Here is a 17,600-nt window from a genome sequence, read left to right as displayed (position 1 = left end):
TACCTTACTACATAGGCAAAAAGCTAGAGGTTTCCCTAGCTTTTCACGTGTTTTAAATATCCTCTTTGCGCGATCATAAAGTAAATGGCAGAAGCTAAAATATAAGCCCCTATTACAATCGCACCTGATTTCCATAAATCGATATAAAGCATTTTCCCTAACGTATGAAGAGCAAACCCACTATGAATTGTACCGATTAAAATTGGGATAAAGAAGATAACACCCATTTGTCGAATTGCAATTTTACGAATTTCTTTATCTGTCATACCGATTCTCTTTAACGATTTAAATTGAATACGATCTTGTTCTTTATCGTTAAACCATTTAAAGTATGTCATACTACAAGCGAAGAAGAAGAACAGTACAGCTACAAAGAAACCGATAAACATCGTAATTGCTCCTGATTCTCTTATATTTTTATAAGCGAGCACCGAGTTATTTAATTCCTCTTGCTTATCTGGTGCAACTTCCTTTTTCAAATCTAACACAAGGTCTTCCGTACTTTTCCAGTCTTCTATATAATAACCGTAATATTTCGTCTTTTCTTCATCTGGTACGAGCTTTGCGTATTTCTCAAAATCTTGATCATTCACAATGAGATATTCACTATCATTAAAAACAGAAAATGGAGTTGGCTCATTTAATTGAACAGACTGCGTTTGTCCGTTAATTTTAAATTCATATGGTTTTGCAAGATCTATCTTCATCATATCTTTCGCCATATCCATTATGACCATCGTTGCACTACCTGGTGCATTATGAACTTCTCTAACTTGCTCCCTCTTTTGTTTACGTGCTTCAGCATTATATTCTTTTTCTGAAACAATCGCCATCGGTACTTCATGTTCACTGTTAAACATCGTGATTTTTTGAGTTCCAGGAAGTTTTACATACGTTACTTCTCGCGCTTCTTCAAATCCGTGTTTTTTTATTAATTCTTTTGTTTTCCCTTCTTTTATGACATTATGCGTATGAATGCCTTTTTCCTCATACGAAATAGCATGCGGGGTACTAGTTACTGCCTTATAACTCATATCCTCAAAAAATACGTACAGTGTACCAACTGCCGAAGATACAACCGCCGTAATGATAGAAATTACAAATAGAAAACGAGCATTATCTTTCATTTTATAAATAAGATTGCTAAGTACGAACATGTTTGGATATGTATAAAAAGATTGTTTTCTTTTTTGCAGTGCTTTTAATACGACTGTACTACCTTGTGTAAACAGTAAATACGTTCCGCCTATCGTCAGCCCTACAATCGGTAAAAACAGTATGATAAAATTCATAAATGTCACTTGGAAGCTAAGTACATATGCAACAATAATACATCCTATACCAACTACACCTAACCATGTAAATGCAAAAGGTTCTACTTTTTGTTTTCTTGCTTCTCTTAATAAATCAATAATTTGCAAGCGCCCTACTGTCCAAACACTAAACAATGATAGGATTAAAAATAGAATAAAGTATACACCAGCTGTAATAAGAATTGCTTTACTATTCCATACGAGTGGAAGTGTTTTATCTATTTTCAATATTACGCTTAATGCTTGGAAAAATAATTTTGAACAAAGCATGCCAAGCCCAATACCTACTACAATTGCAATACTACCTAACATAAGCTGTTCTAATATAATCATTCGGCCAAGTTGAGATTTTGTTCCGCCTATTAATGTTAATAGACCAAACTCTTTTTTTCTTGCTCGTAAAAATGTTGAATTCGCATATAAAATAAAGAGTGCTGAGAAGATGACTACAATATAATTCATCGATTCTAGCCCTTTTGAGATCATATCCCTCATACTAATATTACCGCTTACGACATCTGGATGATAAATGAAGGAAGCATACATGAAAAATACGACAATCGATAAACAGCTACTAATAAGAAACGCTTTATAATTACGCCAATTTCCTTTTACGTTATTAAGCGCGAGCTGGCGAAAGTTCATGATATTCTCCTCCTAGCATCGCAAGTACATCCAGAATTTCTTGGAAAAAGGCTTGTTTCGTTCTTCCCTTATGTATTTCTGAGAAAATTTCTCCGTCGCGAATGAAAAGAATACGTTCGCAATAACTCGCCGCTACTGGATCATGCGTTACCATCGCAATTGTCACTTTCTTTTGTTCATGTAAATCTTGCAACGCGCTCATTAATGATTTTGCTGACTTCGAATCTAAGTTTCCAGTTGGCTCATCCGCTAAAATTAGCGTAGGTTCATGAATGATTGCTCTCGCTGCTGCTGCACGTTGTTGTTGTCCGCCTGACACTTCATATACTTTTTTATTTAAAATTTCTTCGATGTTTAAAAACTTTGCAATCTCAAGCACTTTCGCATCGATTTCATTTACAGATTTCTTCGCCATTACAAGTGGTAAAATGATATTTTCTTTAATCGATAACGTATCAAGTAAGTTAAAATCCTGGAAGATGAATCCTAAATGTGTACGACGAAACTCCGCTAATTTTGCAGCACGCATTTGATTAATTTCTTCACCATTTACAAGCACATGGCCTGAAGTTTGCTTATCAATTGTTGCTAATAAATTTAAAAGCGTTGTTTTCCCGCTTCCTGAAGGCCCCATAATCCCTACAAACTCGCCTTCTTCAATTTTAAAATTTATATCATTTAAAGCAGTCGTCGCTACTGAACCTTTTGATTGGTACACCTTTGTTAACCCTTTTACTTCAAGAACACTCATTTCTAATCCCCCTACGTGTTTTCTTCTTACATTTACTATAAGAAAAATAAGAAAAAGAAACGAGTGATTTCCCTTACAAAACGTTTTGTTATCTTACAGTTTTGTCATTTTTCTCATTAATGTATGATATTCTTCATCTTTTGCAAATTGGAACGTAACTGTTGTTCCTTCCCCTTCAGTTGATTGTACATACACTCCATGATGTAAATTACCGCAGATTTCCTTCGTAATATATAAACCCATACCTGTCGCTTCCCTTGTTTTACGGCCGTTTATTCCCGTAAAGAACGGATCAAATATACGCTTTACATCTTGCTCTGGAATACCGATTCCATTGTCCTTAATATGTAATAGCACCTTTTGATCTTTCTCTTCAATTTGAAATTGAATTTCTTTTTTCTCTGCTTCTGAAATTTTCGTATACTTAATTGCATTCACAACAATTTGGCTCATCGCGATACTAAGCCACTTTCTATCAGACGCAATCATACAAGTCTCTTCTTCAAACATCATTTTCGGAAATACAGAAGATTGAATGAACGACTTTCGATTTTCATTAATAATATCTCGAATGACCCCTATAACATTTACTACTTCTACTTTATAATCTTTCGAAAACTGATCTAACCTTGCCATATGTAACGCTAAATCTAACCCATTTAAAATACGGTTATTTTCTTCACGAATACTTTCAATCGTTCCCCTTGCTTCACGGTGTTCCTTACCATATTTCTGTAACAATAATTCAATAACGGATACTGGTGTTTTCATTTGATGGATCCATTGATTCATGAAAATCATTTGCTGTTGCTCTTTTGCATGCTGTTTATGAACTTCATTCATATATTGCTGCCTTAATAGCGTAAACGCTTCAACAACCAGTTCTTGCTCTGACGTATAAGAAGTATCGATAAGTAAAGAGTCATGTAATGTATGTCCACCGGCAATATACTGTTCTATTCTCTTTAAAAACACACTTCGTTTTCGGTAATCGTAAATAAGGTATACACTAAACACAACTGTCCCTAATAACAGTCCGTATAGCCATGTACTCCAGTCCAGCGAACGCTTTTCTAAAAGGCTTTGCAACTGCAATACGAGCCCAAATAAACAAAGGCTAATAATATAAGAAAGAAGTAAAGAAAAACGGTCCATGAGGTAATTTTTAACCTTCATGCCCTTCGCCCCACTCTGTAAGAAGTGCATAACCATATCCGCGTTTCGTTACAATTGCATTTTTAATGCCTAACTCCTCAAGTTTCTTCCTTACACGCTTTACATTCACGGTTAATGTATTATCATCAACAAAAGCTACTTCATCCCATAAAGCCTCTAACAGCTCTTCACGTGTCACGTATTGATTTGCTTGTTTCATTAAACATTCTAATAAATAAAATTCATTTTTTGTAAGTTCCGTTTGTTGACCTTTCCACTCTACTGTGTGCTGTGATGGGAATAATAACAATCCATTAACACCTAAGCAGTCACTTTCCGCGGCCAAAGCATACTCACCATACCCGCGGCGGAGTGCACTTTTCACCTTTGCCATTACGATATCTAAATGAAATGGCTTTGTAATGTAATCATCTCCGCCATTTTCAATCGCCATTACTTGATCCATTTCCCCTGTTCTTGCAGAAACAAAAATAATCGGCGCATTCGATACAGTGCGGATTTGGCGGCACCAGTAGAAGCCATCAAAGTATGGTAAATTAATATCAAGTAACACAAGATGAGGACTTACTTTTACAAACTCATCTTTTATATGCCGTAAATCGCTCACTCTGAAAGATTGATATCCATACCTTTCTAAATGCTCCTCTAATATCTCTGCAATTTTTTCATCATCTTCTACAATTAATATTTTATACATATTCCTTTTCTCCCCATAAAATATTCTTCTAAAATCACTCCTTTTCTATTATAAATTGAAACTTTAATCAATGGGGATTTTTTCCTATATCGACTTATGGTTCACCTATATGAATTGGGTTTTCACTGGACTCAAATAACGAAAAAAAAGACCGCCATATTTCGGCAGTCTTAATCGATAAATTCAAATTGATATTCAAGAATTTTCACAATATCTCCGTCTGTTGCACCACGTGCACGAAGGGCTTCATCAATACCCATTCCACGCATTTGACGAGCAAATCGGCGTACAGATTCATCACGTGAGAAGTCTGTCATCTTGAATGTTTTCTCAATGTCATAACCAGAAATAACAAATGTGCCATCACTTTCGCGTGTAATTTCAAAATTAGATTCAGATTCAAATTTGTACATTACACTTGCTTCAGATTCTTCTACATCATCGTACATTGGGAATTCTGGTGTTGTTTCTAATAAGTTCGCTACTTCAAATAGTAAGTCACGAACACCTTGTTTCGTTACAGCTGAGATTGGGAAAATTTTCACTTCGTCTCCCAATTTCTCTTTAAATGCTTGTAAGTTTTCTTCTGCATCTGGCATATCCATTTTGTTTGCAACAACAACTTGTGGACGCTCAGTTAAACGCATATTGTATTCTTTTAGTTCATTATTGATTGTGACATAATCTTCATATGGCTCACGTCCTTCTAAACCAGACATATCGATAACGTGTACAATTACACGTGTACGTTCGATATGACGTAAGAATTGGTGTCCAAGTCCAACGCCGGAGTGTGCGCCTTCAATTAGTCCAGGAAGGTCAGCCATAACGAAGCTGCGGTTATCACCAGTTTCAACAACACCAAGATTCGGAACGATTGTTGTAAAGTGATATTCTGCAATTTTCGGACGCGCTGATGATACAACAGATAATAATGTAGATTTACCTACACTTGGGAATCCAACAAGTCCAACATCTGCTAGCACTTTAAGTTCTAGCGTGACATCACGTTCTTGACCTGGTTCCCCGTTCTCAGCGATTTCTGGCGCTGGGTTCGTCGCTGTTGCGAAACGTGAATTACCACGGCCACCACGGCCACCTCTTGCGATTACAGCTGTTTGTTCATGCGTTACTAAATCGGCAAGAATTTCACCTGTTTTTTCATCTTTCACTATTGTTCCTGGTGGAACCTTTACGATTAAATCTTCAGATTTACGACCGTGCTGACCTTTACTCATTCCGTGCTGACCGCGATCAGCTTTGAAATGACGTTGGTAGCGGAAGTCCATTAATGTACGTAAGCCTTCCTCAACAACAAAAACAACATCTGCACCTTTACCACCGTCGCCACCTGCTGGGCCACCTTTAGGTACATACTTCTCACGACGATACGCAACCATTCCGTTACCACCGTCGCCGCCTTTTACATATATCTTGACCTGATCTACAAACATTATTTCACCACACTTTTTTCGATTAGTTGTAATATAACTGAGACTTCTTCGTCTCGTACTGTATAAGAAATGGAATACCATTTATTGTTTTCGTTCGCAAGCCACGTTTGTAGTTCTTCTACATTCGTTAGCTTTCCACGAAAATCAAAAAAGAAACGAGCATTCTCCGCGTCACTTTCAATTGTGATACAAACATAATTTTCAACATATACGTCTAAACTATGCTGAAGCATTAAGAAAAACTGATTCGTCCATGTACATACAGTCTCATCTAGATGAGATAAGTTATGTAATTTCCCTAATACTTCGTACTCCAATAAGCACGGTTGCTGTTTCCAATTATATGTTAAAATCCACTCTGAAAATAAAGGCATTGATAGCCCCATCAGATTGGATTCTTGTCTCGCTTCTTGGACAAAACGATCGATGAGCCTATGAATCTCTTCCACTTTTCCAAGGGAAAGATTTCCTTTAACCATCTGCAAACGATTGAGCCAATCATGTCTCGAGTGGCTCAACGCATCTATAATTGTCCATTTTTCATTCATTTAGATACCCCTTAATATAGAAAAACTCTAACCTGCACTCAGGTTAGAGTTTTCCGTGAGTTCTTATGCTTCTTGAGCAACAGGATATACGCTCACTTGTTTGCGGTCACGACCAAGACGCTCAAAGCGTACTACGCCGTCAACTTTCGCGTATAAAGTGTCATCGCCACCACGACCAACGTTAACACCTGGATAAATTTTTGTACCGCGTTGACGGTAAAGAATTGAACCACCTGAAACCGTTTGACCATCTGCGCGTTTAGCACCAAGACGTTTTGACTGAGAGTCACGACCGTTCTTTGTACTACCTACACCTTTCTTAGATGCGAAAAACTGAAGATCTAATCTTAACATACGTTACACCTCCTGCACTTTTTCTATTAAACGGATATACTTTCCGTAATCAAGTTCAATCGTCTTAAGTGAAACAACCAATCCTTCTAAAAGTATTTGTGCTTTTTCTGCTGTATGAACGTCTAAATCATTAGGCAATTCATACGTCAAGAATCCGCCATCACTTCCGAGTTCAATAGTTGCCTGCACATTACAAAGTTCTTCCACTGCATTTATAGAACCAAACACAACCGCTGTAGTTCCAGCACAGACAAGATCTTGTCCATGTGGCGCATAATTGGCATGTCCAGTCATTTTAAATGATCGGATACTTCCTAATTTCGTGCGACTTATCGTAATCTTAATCATCTTAACCAGAATTAAGCGTTGATAGCTTCAACTACTAGCTTAGTGTAAGGTTGACGATGACCTTGTTTCTTACGATTGTTCTTTTTCGCTTTGTATTTGAAAACGATGATTTTCTTAGCGCGACCTTGTTTTTCAACTTTCGCAGTAACTGTTGCACCCTCTACAACTGGGCTACCAACTTTCACGTTTTCGCCACCAACGAAAAGAACTTTGTCAAAAGTAACAGTTTCACCAGCTTCAACATCTAATTTTTCAATGTAGATTGCTTGACCAGCTTCAACTTTAATTTGTTTTCCACCTGTTTCGATAATTGCGTACATACTTGCACCTCCTCTTAATTACTAAGACTCGCCAAAAACGAGGTAGACATAAAATGTCTTTAGGGAACCTGTCTTGTGCGGTTGTAGCATATAGCAGTTTAGGTGCTATAAACTATAACATAAAAATATTACCATGACTCATTGACTATTGTCAATGAATGTTCTGCTAACTATTTTTTCCGTTCTACAATTTCTTTCTTACTTCCAAAACGGATAATAGCGTACTTTTCGATAATATCATCTTTGAAATAAATTTCAAATGGAATATTTTTTTGTAATTCTTTTTGTGAAAAATGTTTTTGTACTTTTTTTGAAGCACCAATCAATACAGCTTCATCCTCTATATTACCATAAGTAATAAGCTCTCTCTCTAGCTCATACGCAATTGTTTCATTAGATATAACGTAACCTGTCGCTTTACAAGGTGCACACTCTTCTAATAATACGTCACGTAACGAATGTTTCTTGCGCTTACGCGTCATCTCTAAAATACCTAACTCTGTAAACCCAAGCACTCTTGTATATGTGCGATCATCTTGTAAAGCTATCATTAAACGCTCTCTTACCTTCTCTTTATCTTCCCGTCTTTTCATATTAATAAAATCAATTAATATCATCCCGCCAATATCACGAAGTCTTAATTGACGAGCAATCTCTTCAGCAGCCATTTCATTTGTGCGAAATACGGTATCTTGTAAATTTTGTTTTCCAGTAAATTTACCTGTATTCACATCAATTACAGTCATCGTCTCCATTTGTTCTACAATTAGATAGGCACCATTTGGTAGCCACACAATTTTTTGAAGTGCTTTCTCGATTTCACGATCTATTCCAAAATGGTTAAACATCGAAGATTTTTCATTATAAAAGGATACTCTTTCTTTCCCTACTTTTTCTTCTAATTCTTTTACTATACTTCTCGTATCTACAACTATTTTTTCAATTGTTTCAATTGGGTTCTCCTGAAATACACGATCTAAAAACGTCGCTGGTTGATGAAGTAGTAAGGGCGCCTTCCCTTGATCTTCTTTTCTTTTTAACTCTTCATATAACTGCTGCAACCCTTGCATTTCAGCTTGTATTTCATCGATCGTTCCTTTTTCAGAAGCAGAACGGAAAATGTATCCACCTGTTCCTTCTACTTCAATTCCCAGTAACTGTTGTCTTCTTTTATTATTTTTTATTTTCCGAGAAACAGCGCGCATTTCATCATAGGGCATGTAAACGACATATTTTCCGGTAAATTCTATCTTCGCCGTTAATTTTGGCCCCTTCGTATCAATTGCCTCTTTCACAACTTGTACAAGTATCGCCTGTCCTTCATGTATGCGATATGAAGATGGTACATCATCATATGAAAGATATGCATGTTTTTCTAATCCGATATTTACAAAGGCTGCGTTCATTCCAGCAATTGTTCTTACGATACGCCCAACATAAATATGTCCGACAATCTCCTGCTCTTCATTCCGTTTCCATAAAAGCTCTACAATTTTTTGTTTCTCTTCTATCGCAACACGCTTTTCCGAACCAGTGTAGTTAATATATAACGTCTTCAAAATTCTTTCCTCACTTTTCATTTCTTTTCCTTACAATATAAAAGGTTAGTGTCGTCGTCAACACTAACCAATTAATTCTTCAACAGATGAGGTTGTTCGTTTTTCAGCAAAATACGCATACAACAATTCATTTTCGTCCAATGTGTAATGCTCTTTATATTTTCCATGGACGATAATAGAGTGTTTATATCCTCTGCGAAATTTTGTGAAAATCGTATATAAATGATCTTCCGTTTTCACCTCAATAGGTGCTATTTTTTCAATATCTCTTTTATTCCCATAATAACGCTCTAATAAAAAACGCATAAATGCGTACCGTCTTTGTTTCCATTCTTGATATAAAGAAATCGCTAGAAAAACGAGTAATACCCACATCATAATATTATTACTATTCCAAAGTAACTGCCATCCTAATATTACACTAAAAAAAACACATGACAATTTCATCATCTTTTCATGTGCTTGTAAATAGGGAAAACGATATGATAATACATTAAATAATACTTTTCCACCATCAAGTGGCCAAATAGGCAATAAATTAAACCCTAAAATAATGACATTATTCCATACAAAGAAATGGTACAAATCGTCAGTTACCCAGCCCGCTTTATACAAAATGTAAGCGACTGCAATCATCCATATATGCTGAATTGGCCCCGCCATAACGACAATTAATTCTTCTTTTAACGATTTGTTCCCATGTTCTTCCATCTCAACTACACCACCAAACGGCAAAAGCTGAATTTGTTTAATACGCCAATTATAATACGCTGCGGCAAAAGCATGCCCAAGTTCATGAACTAAAACGATACAAAATAGTAATAGTAACTCTTTAAAACGTGCTGTAAAAATACCAATGACAATAATAACCCAAAACAACGGATGCACAGAAATTTTCGTGAAAACATCCCTATATTTAATCAAATGAAATCACCTGAATTGGATCAATAAATTTTTCATTCTTTTTTATTGCAAAATAAAATTTGCCATTTTTATTATTTTCATCATTACTCACTATTCCAATTTTTTGTTTCTTTGAAACGTAATCATATAATTTTACTGACATATCATTTAAATTTGCATACCATGACTCCGTACCATCAGCGTGCTGAATTTGAACTGTATTTCCAAGTTCCTCTTTCTTGCCCGCAAAAACAACTATACCTTCATTTACTGACTCCACCGTTGCATTTGTAGCCGTTTGAACAAATACACCCTGGCCGTTTTTTTGAAATCCTTGCATCACCTTTCCAGAGGCAGGAATCGCATAATCCTTTTGCTGAATAGCCTCTTCTTTTTTCTCATTTGGAGAAAAGAACACGAGAGGTTTTCCAAACTGATTTTCATACCATTTTGATATAGTAGCAAATTGAAATTCTTCTTGCATAACTTTTTCTGTAACAGCTCTAGTACCATCAAAAGAAGAAGGTGCGTTCTTAAATAAAATAGCAACCGAAAGAACTAATATTGCTGATAGCAAAACTTTGAAGAGAAAAACTTCTTTTCGAAATAGAGGATGAATTTCCTTCTCCCCCTCTTCAATAAAGACCGTTTCGCTATCAAAATCTCCTCCCGCAAAATACTGCTCTTCTTCTAGCAATTCTTGCTCTGCTTTCCTTTTCGCAATCCGCTTTTTAATTTCTTCCACACGTCTATTCTTCATACTGTCTCCTTTCTTTCGTTAGCCTTATTCAAATAGAAACAGTTATATACAGTTTGTACATATGTATGAGTTATAGAAGGAAGATATTCATGCGAAGAAAAAAGAAAGCACTCCGCATTTATGCGAAGTGCTTTTAACGGATTCCAAAGAAATTTTTCATCTTTGTAAATACCGATACTTTTTCTTGTTCAAATGCTTGTAATGGTACATTCTCACCTAACAAGCGTCTTGCAATATTACGATAAGCTATTGCTGCTTTCCCGCTAGGTTGCAGCGCTACAGGTTCACCTGTATTCGTAGCACGAATAACTTCATCATCATCCTCGACAACTCCAAGAAGCTCGATTGACAGTGTACGTACGATTTCATCAACGTCTAACATATCCTGTTCATGAAGCATATGACTACGCACACGGTTAATGACAAGTTTCGGTGGTTCAATATCCTCTTTCTCTAAAAGCCCGATAATACGATCCGCATCACGCATTGAGGATACTTCTGGTGTTGTTACAACGATTGCTTTATCCGCACCTGCTACTGCATTTTTAAACCCCTGCTCAATCCCCGCAGGACAATCAATTAATATGTAATCATAATCTTGACGTAATACTTGTATTAATTCATCCATTTGTTCAGGTGTTACCGCCGACTTATCGCTCGTTTGTGCTGCAGGTAATAAATAAAGATCATCAAAACGCTTATCTTTAATAAGAGCCTGAGGTAAACGACAACGCCCTTCAACGACATCAACAAGATCAAATACAATACGATTTTCTAGCCCCATTACTACGTCTAAATTGCGTAAACCGATATCTGTATCAATTAAACACACTTTTTTTCCAGATAACGCAAGGGCTGTACCAATGTTCGCAGACGTTGTAGTTTTACCTACTCCGCCTTTTCCAGATGTAATTACTATTGCCTCTCCCACAGCTATACAATTCCCCTTTCTAACTTTGTTAAATTAGGTCTAAGATGAGTGAGAAGTTGCAGGCGATCGACAACAATGTGATTATTCTCATTAATGTACGCACATTCTGCCGCCTCTGCTCCGTCTTCTTTCTCTTCCGGAGCCCGCATTGTCACATCACTAATTCGGAGTTGCATAGGGTTCATAATAGATGCAGCAATAACAGCTTCTGAATCTCCATCATACCCCGCATGTGCAATTCCTCTTAATGATCCCAAGACAAAAATATTCCCCCCAGCGATAACCGTTCCGCCTGGATTAACATCTCCAATTAATAATAAATTGCCTTTTACATGTAACACTTGTCCAGAGCGAACAATTTTGGAAATAGGGACAATTTCTGTTTCTTCTTTCCAAGCTATTGCTTCTGCTTTTGTTATAACATCACTTTCGATTGATTCTACAACAAGGTTCTTCTTATTGCGAATTAACGTACGAATCTCTTCTTGTTGTACTTCTGTTAAATAGCGATTTCCTACTTTAACACGCACTTCAATTAAAGAACGTCCGTCACTCTCATAGTAATGTGTAGAAAGCTTTTCATCCAATTCTTTTAGTAGCTCAGAGAATGAACAGCAATCATCTAAATGAAGTGTTATTCCATCTTTTGTCCCTTTTATCGTTACATTTTGTTGCTTTTTTTCTTCCACTAAAGTTCACCCCACCGATTCAATTCGACATAAAATTAGAAAATCCTTTTTTCTTTTTCTTCTATCGCTTTTGAAAGACGCACTAAATATCGTCTCAGTGGGAAACAAACTATTAATAAGAAAATTCCATTTAGCAATAAAGTAGCAAGGAGACGATCTGTGAAAAAGACAGATGCTGACATGTGAGTACGTCCTAACAAAGTTAAAAACCCATACACATAATACTCTAATGCTGCAATGCCAGCCAGTACGATAGAAGCGACAATAAATAAATTCAATTGTAATACTTTCATCACACTATAAACTAAATAAGCTAAAATCGGATAAGCAAATATATATATACCGACAAGTTCCGTGTATACGGTATCAAATAAGAAACCAAATAATAGTCCGTAGTAAATCCCTTGAACCGGACTATAGTACACTGTAATAAAACATAACACAATTATAAAGAAATGCGGTGCTGCTATACTGCCTTTCCAAAAGACGTCTGTTGGAACAACAGTAGAGAACATATTTTCAAATAAAAAAACAAAAAGGAGCAAAAGAGGAAGAGCTGCTCTTTTTAAAATCGTCATCATCTCTTCTCTCCCTCCTATTCTAACGGCGCTGTAGGCATATCACGTTTTGCAACTATAATATGCTCTACATCATTCAAATCAGCGGATGGTTTTACATAAGCCGTTTTTGTTAAACCGTATGGATCTGGCTGAACATCAACAATTTTCCCAATCGCAAGACCTTTAGGGAAGATATCACCAAGTCCAGATGTTACAACTAGTTGATCTTTTTGTACCTCTGCATCAGAGCTAATCTTTGTGAAAAGAAGTAGTTGTTTTTCTTTATCGTAACCTTCAATTAATCCAAAGATATTTTCTTGTCCTTGTACAATAGCAGAAACACGGTTTGTTCGGCTCATCGAACTTAACAACTCTACTGAAGATGTAAACTGAGATACACTTTTTACGCGTCCAACTAAACCTTTCGGAGTTACAACAGCCATATCTTTTTTGATCCCTTGCTGTGCTCCTTTATCAATTCCAACTAAATCGTACCATTTATCGGGATTACGAGAAACCACACTAGCTTGTACTTCCGTATAATCACCACGGGACTTTTCTTTACCAGTTAATTCTCGTAGTTTTTTATTCTCATCGTCTAAATTTTTCACTACTGCAGATAAATCTGCGGTAGAATCTAATTTTGCTTTCAGCTTTTTATTCTCTTCATACGTGCGCTTTACATCTTCTACATTCTCGAAGAATCCGGCAACATAATTCGCTGGCTTTTGGAATACACGTTCTACAACACCGACAGTATCTTTTATAAACTGCTCTGGCCATGATAAACTGTTCCGTTCTTTCAATGAGATTCCAATCAATGCCACGAGAAGAATAATACTAACTAACAAAACAATTAATCTTTTGTTTAAGAAAAACTGTGGCACGTTCACACCCTCTTAATTTCATTGATTTTTATTTTGCAATATTATCGAGCAGCAGTTTTGAAAAGATCGATATTGTCTAATGCTTTACCCGTTCCAATTGCTACGCAATCTAATGGATCCTCTGCAACAAGAACTGGCATATTTGTTTCTTCACTAATAACTTTATCTAAGTTACGTAGTAATGCCCCGCCACCCGTTAATACGATACCACGGTCCATAATATCCGCTGCTAATTCAGGTGGAGTTTTTTCTAACGTATTTTTAACTGATTCTACAATTGCATCTACTGTATCTTTTAATGCATCTGCAATTTCTTCTGGTTGAATTAGTACTGTTTTCGGTAAACCACTTACTAAATCACGACCGCGAATTTCCATAGGCTCAATACCTTCTGGCTCGCCTGCAGAACCGATTTCTAATTTTAATGCTTCTGCTGTTCTTTCACCGATCATTAAGTTGTAGCTTTTCTTAATGTACTGAATGATTGAATCGTCCATATCATCACCAGCAACACGAACTGATTGACTTGTTACAATACCACCTAAAGAAATAATTGCAACTTCTGTTGTACCACCACCGATATCAACAACCATACTACCAGTCGGCTCCCAAACAGGTAAGTTTGCACCAATTGCTGCTGCAAATGGCTCTTCGATTGGATAAGCATCACGAGCACCAGCTTGACGAGTCGCATCGATTACTGCACGTCTTTCTACAGCTGTAATACCAGATGGTACACATACCATTACGTATGGTTTACGTGAGAAGAATCCATTTGATTTTTGAGCTTGTTGAATGTAGTATTTCATCATTATTGCTGTTGTTTCGTAATCAGCAATTACACCATCTTTCATAGGACGAAGTGCCACTACGTTTCCTGGTGTACGACCAATCATTTGTTTTGCATCGCTACCTACCGCAACGATTTGTTTCGTATCAGTTTGTAATGCTACTACTGAAGGTTCACGTAAAACTACACCTTTCCCTTTCACATATACAAGCGTATTCGCTGTTCCTAAGTCTATTCCAAGATCGCGAGTAAATCCACCAAATCCAAACATATCATTTATCTTCCCTTCTTATTTTCACGGACTCATTTTTCTTACTTTATATTTATAAAAACAGTACGTTTTTTTATATCTGCATCCTTTTTGTAGATAATTTTCTACAAAAAACTCATAAATCACATTATAAAACAAAATAAGTAAAAAGAATAGTCTTAAATATGACCTTTTTCCTTTAAACTCACGAATTTATGGTCACCTATTATGATATGATCAAGTACTTCAATTCCGATAATTCGACCACATTCTACTAATCGTTTTGTAACTTCAATATCTTCACGGCTCGGCTCCGGATCTCCTGAGGGATGGTTATGAAGACATATAATAGAGGCTGCTGCCCGACGGAACGCTTCTTTAAAAACTTCCCTTGGGTGCACAATCGACGTATTTAAACTTCCAATAAAAATAGTTTGCCTATGTATAACTTGATTTTTCGTATTCAAATATAAACAAACAAAATGCTCCTGTTGCAAAAAACGCATCTCTTCCATCATATAACTCGCACAATCTTCTGGACTTCGAATACTATATCTATTTTGATATTCTAAACGTACCATTCTTCTACCTAATTCAAAAGCAGCCATAAGCTGCGACGCCTTTGCAATCCCAACACCATGAATGCTCATCATCTCTTCTAACGTTGCATCCTTTAACATTCGTAAGCCGTCAAAATGATGGAGAATATTATCTGATAACGTTAACACCGTTTCTTCTTTAGAACCCGTTCTGAGTAAAACTGCAAGAAGTTCTCGATTCGATAAACTTCCTGCTCCTTCTAACAATAAACGCTCCCGTGGCTGTTCTTCTCTCACAACATCACGAATACCGTTCATCTCTCCACCCCTTTTTTTACGATTTCTCCTAAAGAAAACCCCATGCAATTTTACGCATGGGTTACATCGCTATCAAACTGTTTTAATTCACGGACAAGACGCGCAATTGGCAAGCCAACTACACTGTAGTAGTCCCCTTGAATATGTTGAACAAAAATAGACCCTTTACCTTGAATTCCATAGCTCCCTGCTTTATCAAGTGGTTCCTTCGATGCAACGTATACGTCTATTTCCTCTTCTGTTAATCCCCAAAATGTTACTTCTGTACGTTCATAAAAAGTTACCGTTTTTTCTTTCGATATAATTGCAACACCTGTGTATACTTCGTGTGTTTTCCCCGATAATAATCGTAACATTTCTTTCGCCTCAGCCTCATTAGACGGCTTTCCAAGAATACGCGAATCATATGTAACAATTGTATCTGCACCTAGTACAACTTGATTACTATGGTTTTCTGCCACAGCAGATGCTTTTTGCAAAGCAAGCGACATAACAATATCAGAAGGTGATGAATATGCACCAATCGTCTCTTCTACTTCACTAACAACGATTTCAAATGGCACATCTGCTAATTCAAGCAGTTCCTTCCTCCTAGGTGACCCTGAAGCTAAAATAATTTTCCTCATATTTTCTCCTTCCCTTCTCACATGAAGCAGAATAATTTAAATCAATCGTATCAAAGGAATAGTTTCCCCACAAATTCTAGAAATATCATTTTCTCTAAACAAAATAATAGTTCTTTTTAAATACGATTATACGCTGCCCATACAGAAAGCACTTTGTTCTAAATTCAAAAGAAAAGAAAGAAGTATATGTACTTCTTTCTTCGTCATTTCATTATCCTATTATTTCACTTTTTGTGAAACCATTTTTTCATACGAAAGTATACCATCAATAATAACTTGATTTAATTTAGCTACAGATTCCTTATCGCTCTTCCCTTCCTTAATCGTTTGCACCGCTATTGACGTATACGTATAAAGCTTCTTTGCATCTTCACGCTTCATACTCTTCCCTTCCTTTTCCATAGCTTTCCACTCTTTTTGAATCGCTTCTATATCTTTTGGATTACTTTTTCCACTAGTTTGTACGCTGGACACATATTTTGCTAAATGAGTATATAATGGCTGCACTTTCGCTAAAAACATTCCTACTTCTTTATCATTTTTGAGCAATGCTTTATCTGTAATATCCCAATTTTTTTTCAAAACTGAAACACCATCTTGCTTATACTGATCTATTAATTGATTAACAGCCTGTTCATCGCTCGTAATAGCAACAACTAACGCATACTTATCACCACTCGGTTTCAAAGTAGCCACGCCCCCATTACTTTTCCACTCTTCAATAGCAGCCTGTCCTTTTTCTTCAGAGGAATAAAGCCCTCCTTGAACGAAAAATAGTTTCATTGGTTCTAATGACGTTCCTACCTGTGCTTTTGGTTTTTCCTCTTTCGGTGTTGGTGTTTGTTCTGCCGTTCCACCCACCTTTTGTTCCTCATTACCTGTCTGCTTCGAAGCCGTTACCTTACCTTCTCCTGTCGTCCCTTGTCCAGTTAATAAATGAATCATACCCATCCCAAATGCAGTACCGATAATTATTGCAGTTGCAACAATTGCGATTATTGTATTGCTCCACTTCTTTCGATATTTTTCCATAGATACTGATTTCGCTTTTTGAAACGGAACGACATTTTTCGGTCTCTCACTTTCTGCTATCATCCAGTCAAACTCATCCTTCTTTTTTTCCTCATACTTCGCTTCTGTTCCATTTACTTTCACCGAGATCGTTCGTGATTGCTTGTCCAT

20 protein-coding genes and 1 other annotated feature are annotated in these 17,600 nt (G+C 36.6%); all 20 genes read right to left on the bottom strand.

The genetic code is table 11. The annotated features are described in order from the left end of the window. Window positions 1–35: 35 nt before the first annotated feature. On the bottom strand, window positions 36–1,958 hold the full coding sequence (locus AC1DS7_RS10460; RefSeq protein ID WP_012261758.1) for an ABC transporter permease: 1,923 nt from the start codon (window positions 1,956–1,958) through the stop codon (window positions 36–38). Further along, window positions 1,933–2,709, bottom strand: a complete 777-nt coding sequence (locus tag AC1DS7_RS10455) for an ABC transporter ATP-binding protein (RefSeq protein WP_000114530.1) — start codon at window positions 2,707–2,709, stop codon at window positions 1,933–1,935. The genes AC1DS7_RS10460 and AC1DS7_RS10455 overlap by 26 nt, the downstream gene beginning before the upstream one ends. Before the next feature lie 93 nt (window positions 2,710–2,802). Then, on the bottom strand, window positions 2,803–3,885 hold the full coding sequence (locus AC1DS7_RS10450; protein ID WP_012261759.1) for a HAMP domain-containing histidine kinase: 1,083 nt from the start codon (window positions 3,883–3,885) through the stop codon (window positions 2,803–2,805). Next, a complete protein-coding gene (locus tag AC1DS7_RS10445; protein WP_002034150.1) occupies window positions 3,875–4,582 on the bottom strand; it encodes a response regulator transcription factor in 708 nt (235 codons plus the stop codon). The genes AC1DS7_RS10450 and AC1DS7_RS10445 overlap by 11 nt, the downstream gene beginning before the upstream one ends. Window positions 4,583–4,752: 170 nt before the next feature. Continuing rightward, window positions 4,753–6,036, bottom strand: coding sequence for a GTPase ObgE (obgE, locus tag AC1DS7_RS10440; protein WP_002015378.1), 1,284 nt, complete (start codon window positions 6,034–6,036; stop codon window positions 4,753–4,755). After that, window positions 6,036–6,584 (bottom strand): sporulation initiation phosphotransferase B, encoded by a 549-nt coding sequence (locus AC1DS7_RS10435; RefSeq protein WP_002015377.1) that lies wholly within the window; start codon window positions 6,582–6,584, stop codon window positions 6,036–6,038. Before AC1DS7_RS10435 ends, obgE begins: the two co-directional genes overlap by 1 nt. 63 nt (window positions 6,585–6,647) lie before the next feature. Next, a complete protein-coding gene (gene rpmA, locus AC1DS7_RS10430; protein ID WP_000944957.1) occupies window positions 6,648–6,938 on the bottom strand; it encodes a 50S ribosomal protein L27 in 291 nt (96 codons plus the stop codon). A 3-nt stretch (window positions 6,939–6,941) separates the two neighbouring features. Next, window positions 6,942–7,286 (bottom strand): ribosomal-processing cysteine protease Prp, encoded by a 345-nt coding sequence (locus AC1DS7_RS10425; RefSeq protein ID WP_002138477.1) that lies wholly within the window; start codon window positions 7,284–7,286, stop codon window positions 6,942–6,944. A gap of 11 nt (window positions 7,287–7,297) precedes the next feature. Next, entirely contained in the window at window positions 7,298–7,606 is a 309-nt protein-coding gene (gene rplU / locus AC1DS7_RS10420) for a 50S ribosomal protein L21 (RefSeq protein WP_000270907.1), read from the bottom strand. 14 nt (window positions 7,607–7,620) lie between these two features. Further along, window positions 7,621–7,699 (bottom strand) — a sequence feature (ribosomal protein L21 leader region). A 77-nt stretch (window positions 7,700–7,776) separates the two neighbouring features. Continuing rightward, a complete protein-coding gene (locus AC1DS7_RS10415) occupies window positions 7,777–9,186 on the bottom strand; it encodes an Rne/Rng family ribonuclease (protein ID WP_476998963.1) in 1,410 nt (469 codons plus the stop codon). Between the two features lie 42 nt (window positions 9,187–9,228). Then, window positions 9,229–10,089 carry a M50 family metallopeptidase gene (locus tag AC1DS7_RS10410; protein ID WP_002088816.1) on the bottom strand — a complete coding sequence of 287 codons (861 nt, stop codon included), beginning with the start codon at window positions 10,087–10,089 and terminating at the stop codon, window positions 9,229–9,231. Further along, complete coding sequence (locus AC1DS7_RS10405; RefSeq protein ID WP_002034147.1) at window positions 10,082–10,828, bottom strand: M23 family metallopeptidase; 747 nt, start codon at window positions 10,826–10,828, stop codon at window positions 10,082–10,084. The genes AC1DS7_RS10410 and AC1DS7_RS10405 overlap by 8 nt, the downstream gene beginning before the upstream one ends. Before the next feature lie 133 nt (window positions 10,829–10,961). Continuing rightward, window positions 10,962–11,759, bottom strand: coding sequence for a septum site-determining protein MinD (gene minD / locus AC1DS7_RS10400; protein WP_000503308.1), 798 nt, complete (start codon window positions 11,757–11,759; stop codon window positions 10,962–10,964). Window positions 11,760–11,761: 2 nt separating this feature from the next. After that, entirely contained in the window at window positions 11,762–12,448 is a 687-nt protein-coding gene (gene minC, locus AC1DS7_RS10395; protein ID WP_002015372.1) for a septum site-determining protein MinC, read from the bottom strand. A 35-nt stretch (window positions 12,449–12,483) separates the two neighbouring features. Then, complete coding sequence (gene mreD, locus AC1DS7_RS10390; RefSeq protein ID WP_002015371.1) at window positions 12,484–13,029, bottom strand: rod shape-determining protein MreD; 546 nt, start codon at window positions 13,027–13,029, stop codon at window positions 12,484–12,486. 14 nt (window positions 13,030–13,043) lie between these two features. Continuing rightward, entirely contained in the window at window positions 13,044–13,895 is an 852-nt protein-coding gene (gene mreC, locus AC1DS7_RS10385; RefSeq protein WP_002129256.1) for a rod shape-determining protein MreC, read from the bottom strand. Between the two features lie 41 nt (window positions 13,896–13,936). Continuing rightward, a complete protein-coding gene (gene mreB, locus AC1DS7_RS10380) occupies window positions 13,937–14,956 on the bottom strand; it encodes a cell shape-determining protein MreB (RefSeq protein ID WP_002015369.1) in 1,020 nt (339 codons plus the stop codon). A 158-nt stretch (window positions 14,957–15,114) separates the two neighbouring features. Continuing rightward, on the bottom strand, window positions 15,115–15,792 hold the full coding sequence (gene radC, locus AC1DS7_RS10375) for a DNA repair protein RadC (protein ID WP_476998962.1): 678 nt from the start codon (window positions 15,790–15,792) through the stop codon (window positions 15,115–15,117). A gap of 50 nt (window positions 15,793–15,842) precedes the next feature. Continuing rightward, window positions 15,843–16,418: a Maf family protein gene (locus AC1DS7_RS10370; protein ID WP_012261761.1), complete on the bottom strand. Its 576-nt coding sequence runs from the start codon at window positions 16,416–16,418 to the stop codon at window positions 15,843–15,845. Between the two features lie 219 nt (window positions 16,419–16,637). After that, window positions 16,638–17,600: a hypothetical protein gene (locus tag AC1DS7_RS10365; RefSeq protein WP_002129259.1), complete on the bottom strand. Its 963-nt coding sequence runs from the start codon at window positions 17,598–17,600 to the stop codon at window positions 16,638–16,640.

The sequence above is a fragment of the Bacillus sp. P4_E1 genome (assembly GCF_056401715.1).
Note: the sequence above shows the minus strand (reverse complement) of the source record. Positions and strands in the feature narration are given on the sequence as shown.

Coding starts and splice junctions, on each gene's coding strand:
- AC1DS7_RS10460 (WP_012261758.1), bottom strand. CDS start 1,958: ATGAACTTTCGCCAGCTCGCGCTTAATAACGTAAAAGGAAATTGGCGT.
- AC1DS7_RS10455 (WP_000114530.1), bottom strand. CDS start 2,709: ATGAGTGTTCTTGAAGTAAAAGGGTTAACAAAGGTGTACCAATCAAAA.
- AC1DS7_RS10450 (WP_012261759.1), bottom strand. CDS start 3,885: ATGAAGGTTAAAAATTACCTCATGGACCGTTTTTCTTTACTTCTTTCT.
- AC1DS7_RS10445 (WP_002034150.1), bottom strand. CDS start 4,582: ATGTATAAAATATTAATTGTAGAAGATGATGAAAAAATTGCAGAGATA.
- obgE (WP_002015378.1), bottom strand. CDS start 6,036: ATGTTTGTAGATCAGGTCAAGATATATGTAAAAGGCGGCGACGGTGGT.
- AC1DS7_RS10435 (WP_002015377.1), bottom strand. CDS start 6,584: ATGAATGAAAAATGGACAATTATAGATGCGTTGAGCCACTCGAGACAT.
- rpmA (WP_000944957.1), bottom strand. CDS start 6,938: ATGTTAAGATTAGATCTTCAGTTTTTCGCATCTAAGAAAGGTGTAGGT.
- AC1DS7_RS10425 (WP_002138477.1), bottom strand. CDS start 7,286: ATGATTAAGATTACGATAAGTCGCACGAAATTAGGAAGTATCCGATCA.
- rplU (WP_000270907.1), bottom strand. CDS start 7,606: ATGTACGCAATTATCGAAACAGGTGGAAAACAAATTAAAGTTGAAGCT.
- AC1DS7_RS10415 (WP_476998963.1), bottom strand. CDS start 9,186: ATGAAAAGTGAGGAAAGAATTTTGAAGACGTTATATATTAACTACACT.
- AC1DS7_RS10405 (WP_002034147.1), bottom strand. CDS start 10,828: ATGAAGAATAGACGTGTGGAAGAAATTAAAAAGCGGATTGCGAAAAGG.
- mreD (WP_002015371.1), bottom strand. CDS start 13,029: ATGATGACGATTTTAAAAAGAGCAGCTCTTCCTCTTTTGCTCCTTTTT.
- mreB (WP_002015369.1), bottom strand. CDS start 14,956: ATGTTTGGATTTGGTGGATTTACTCGCGATCTTGGAATAGACTTAGGA.
- radC (WP_476998962.1), bottom strand. CDS start 15,792: ATGAACGGTATTCGTGATGTTGTGAGAGAAGAACAGCCACGGGAGCGT.
- AC1DS7_RS10370 (WP_012261761.1), bottom strand. CDS start 16,418: ATGAGGAAAATTATTTTAGCTTCAGGGTCACCTAGGAGGAAGGAACTG.
- AC1DS7_RS10365 (WP_002129259.1), bottom strand. CDS start 17,600: ATGGACAAGCAATCACGAACGATCTCGGTGAAAGTAAATGGAACAGAA.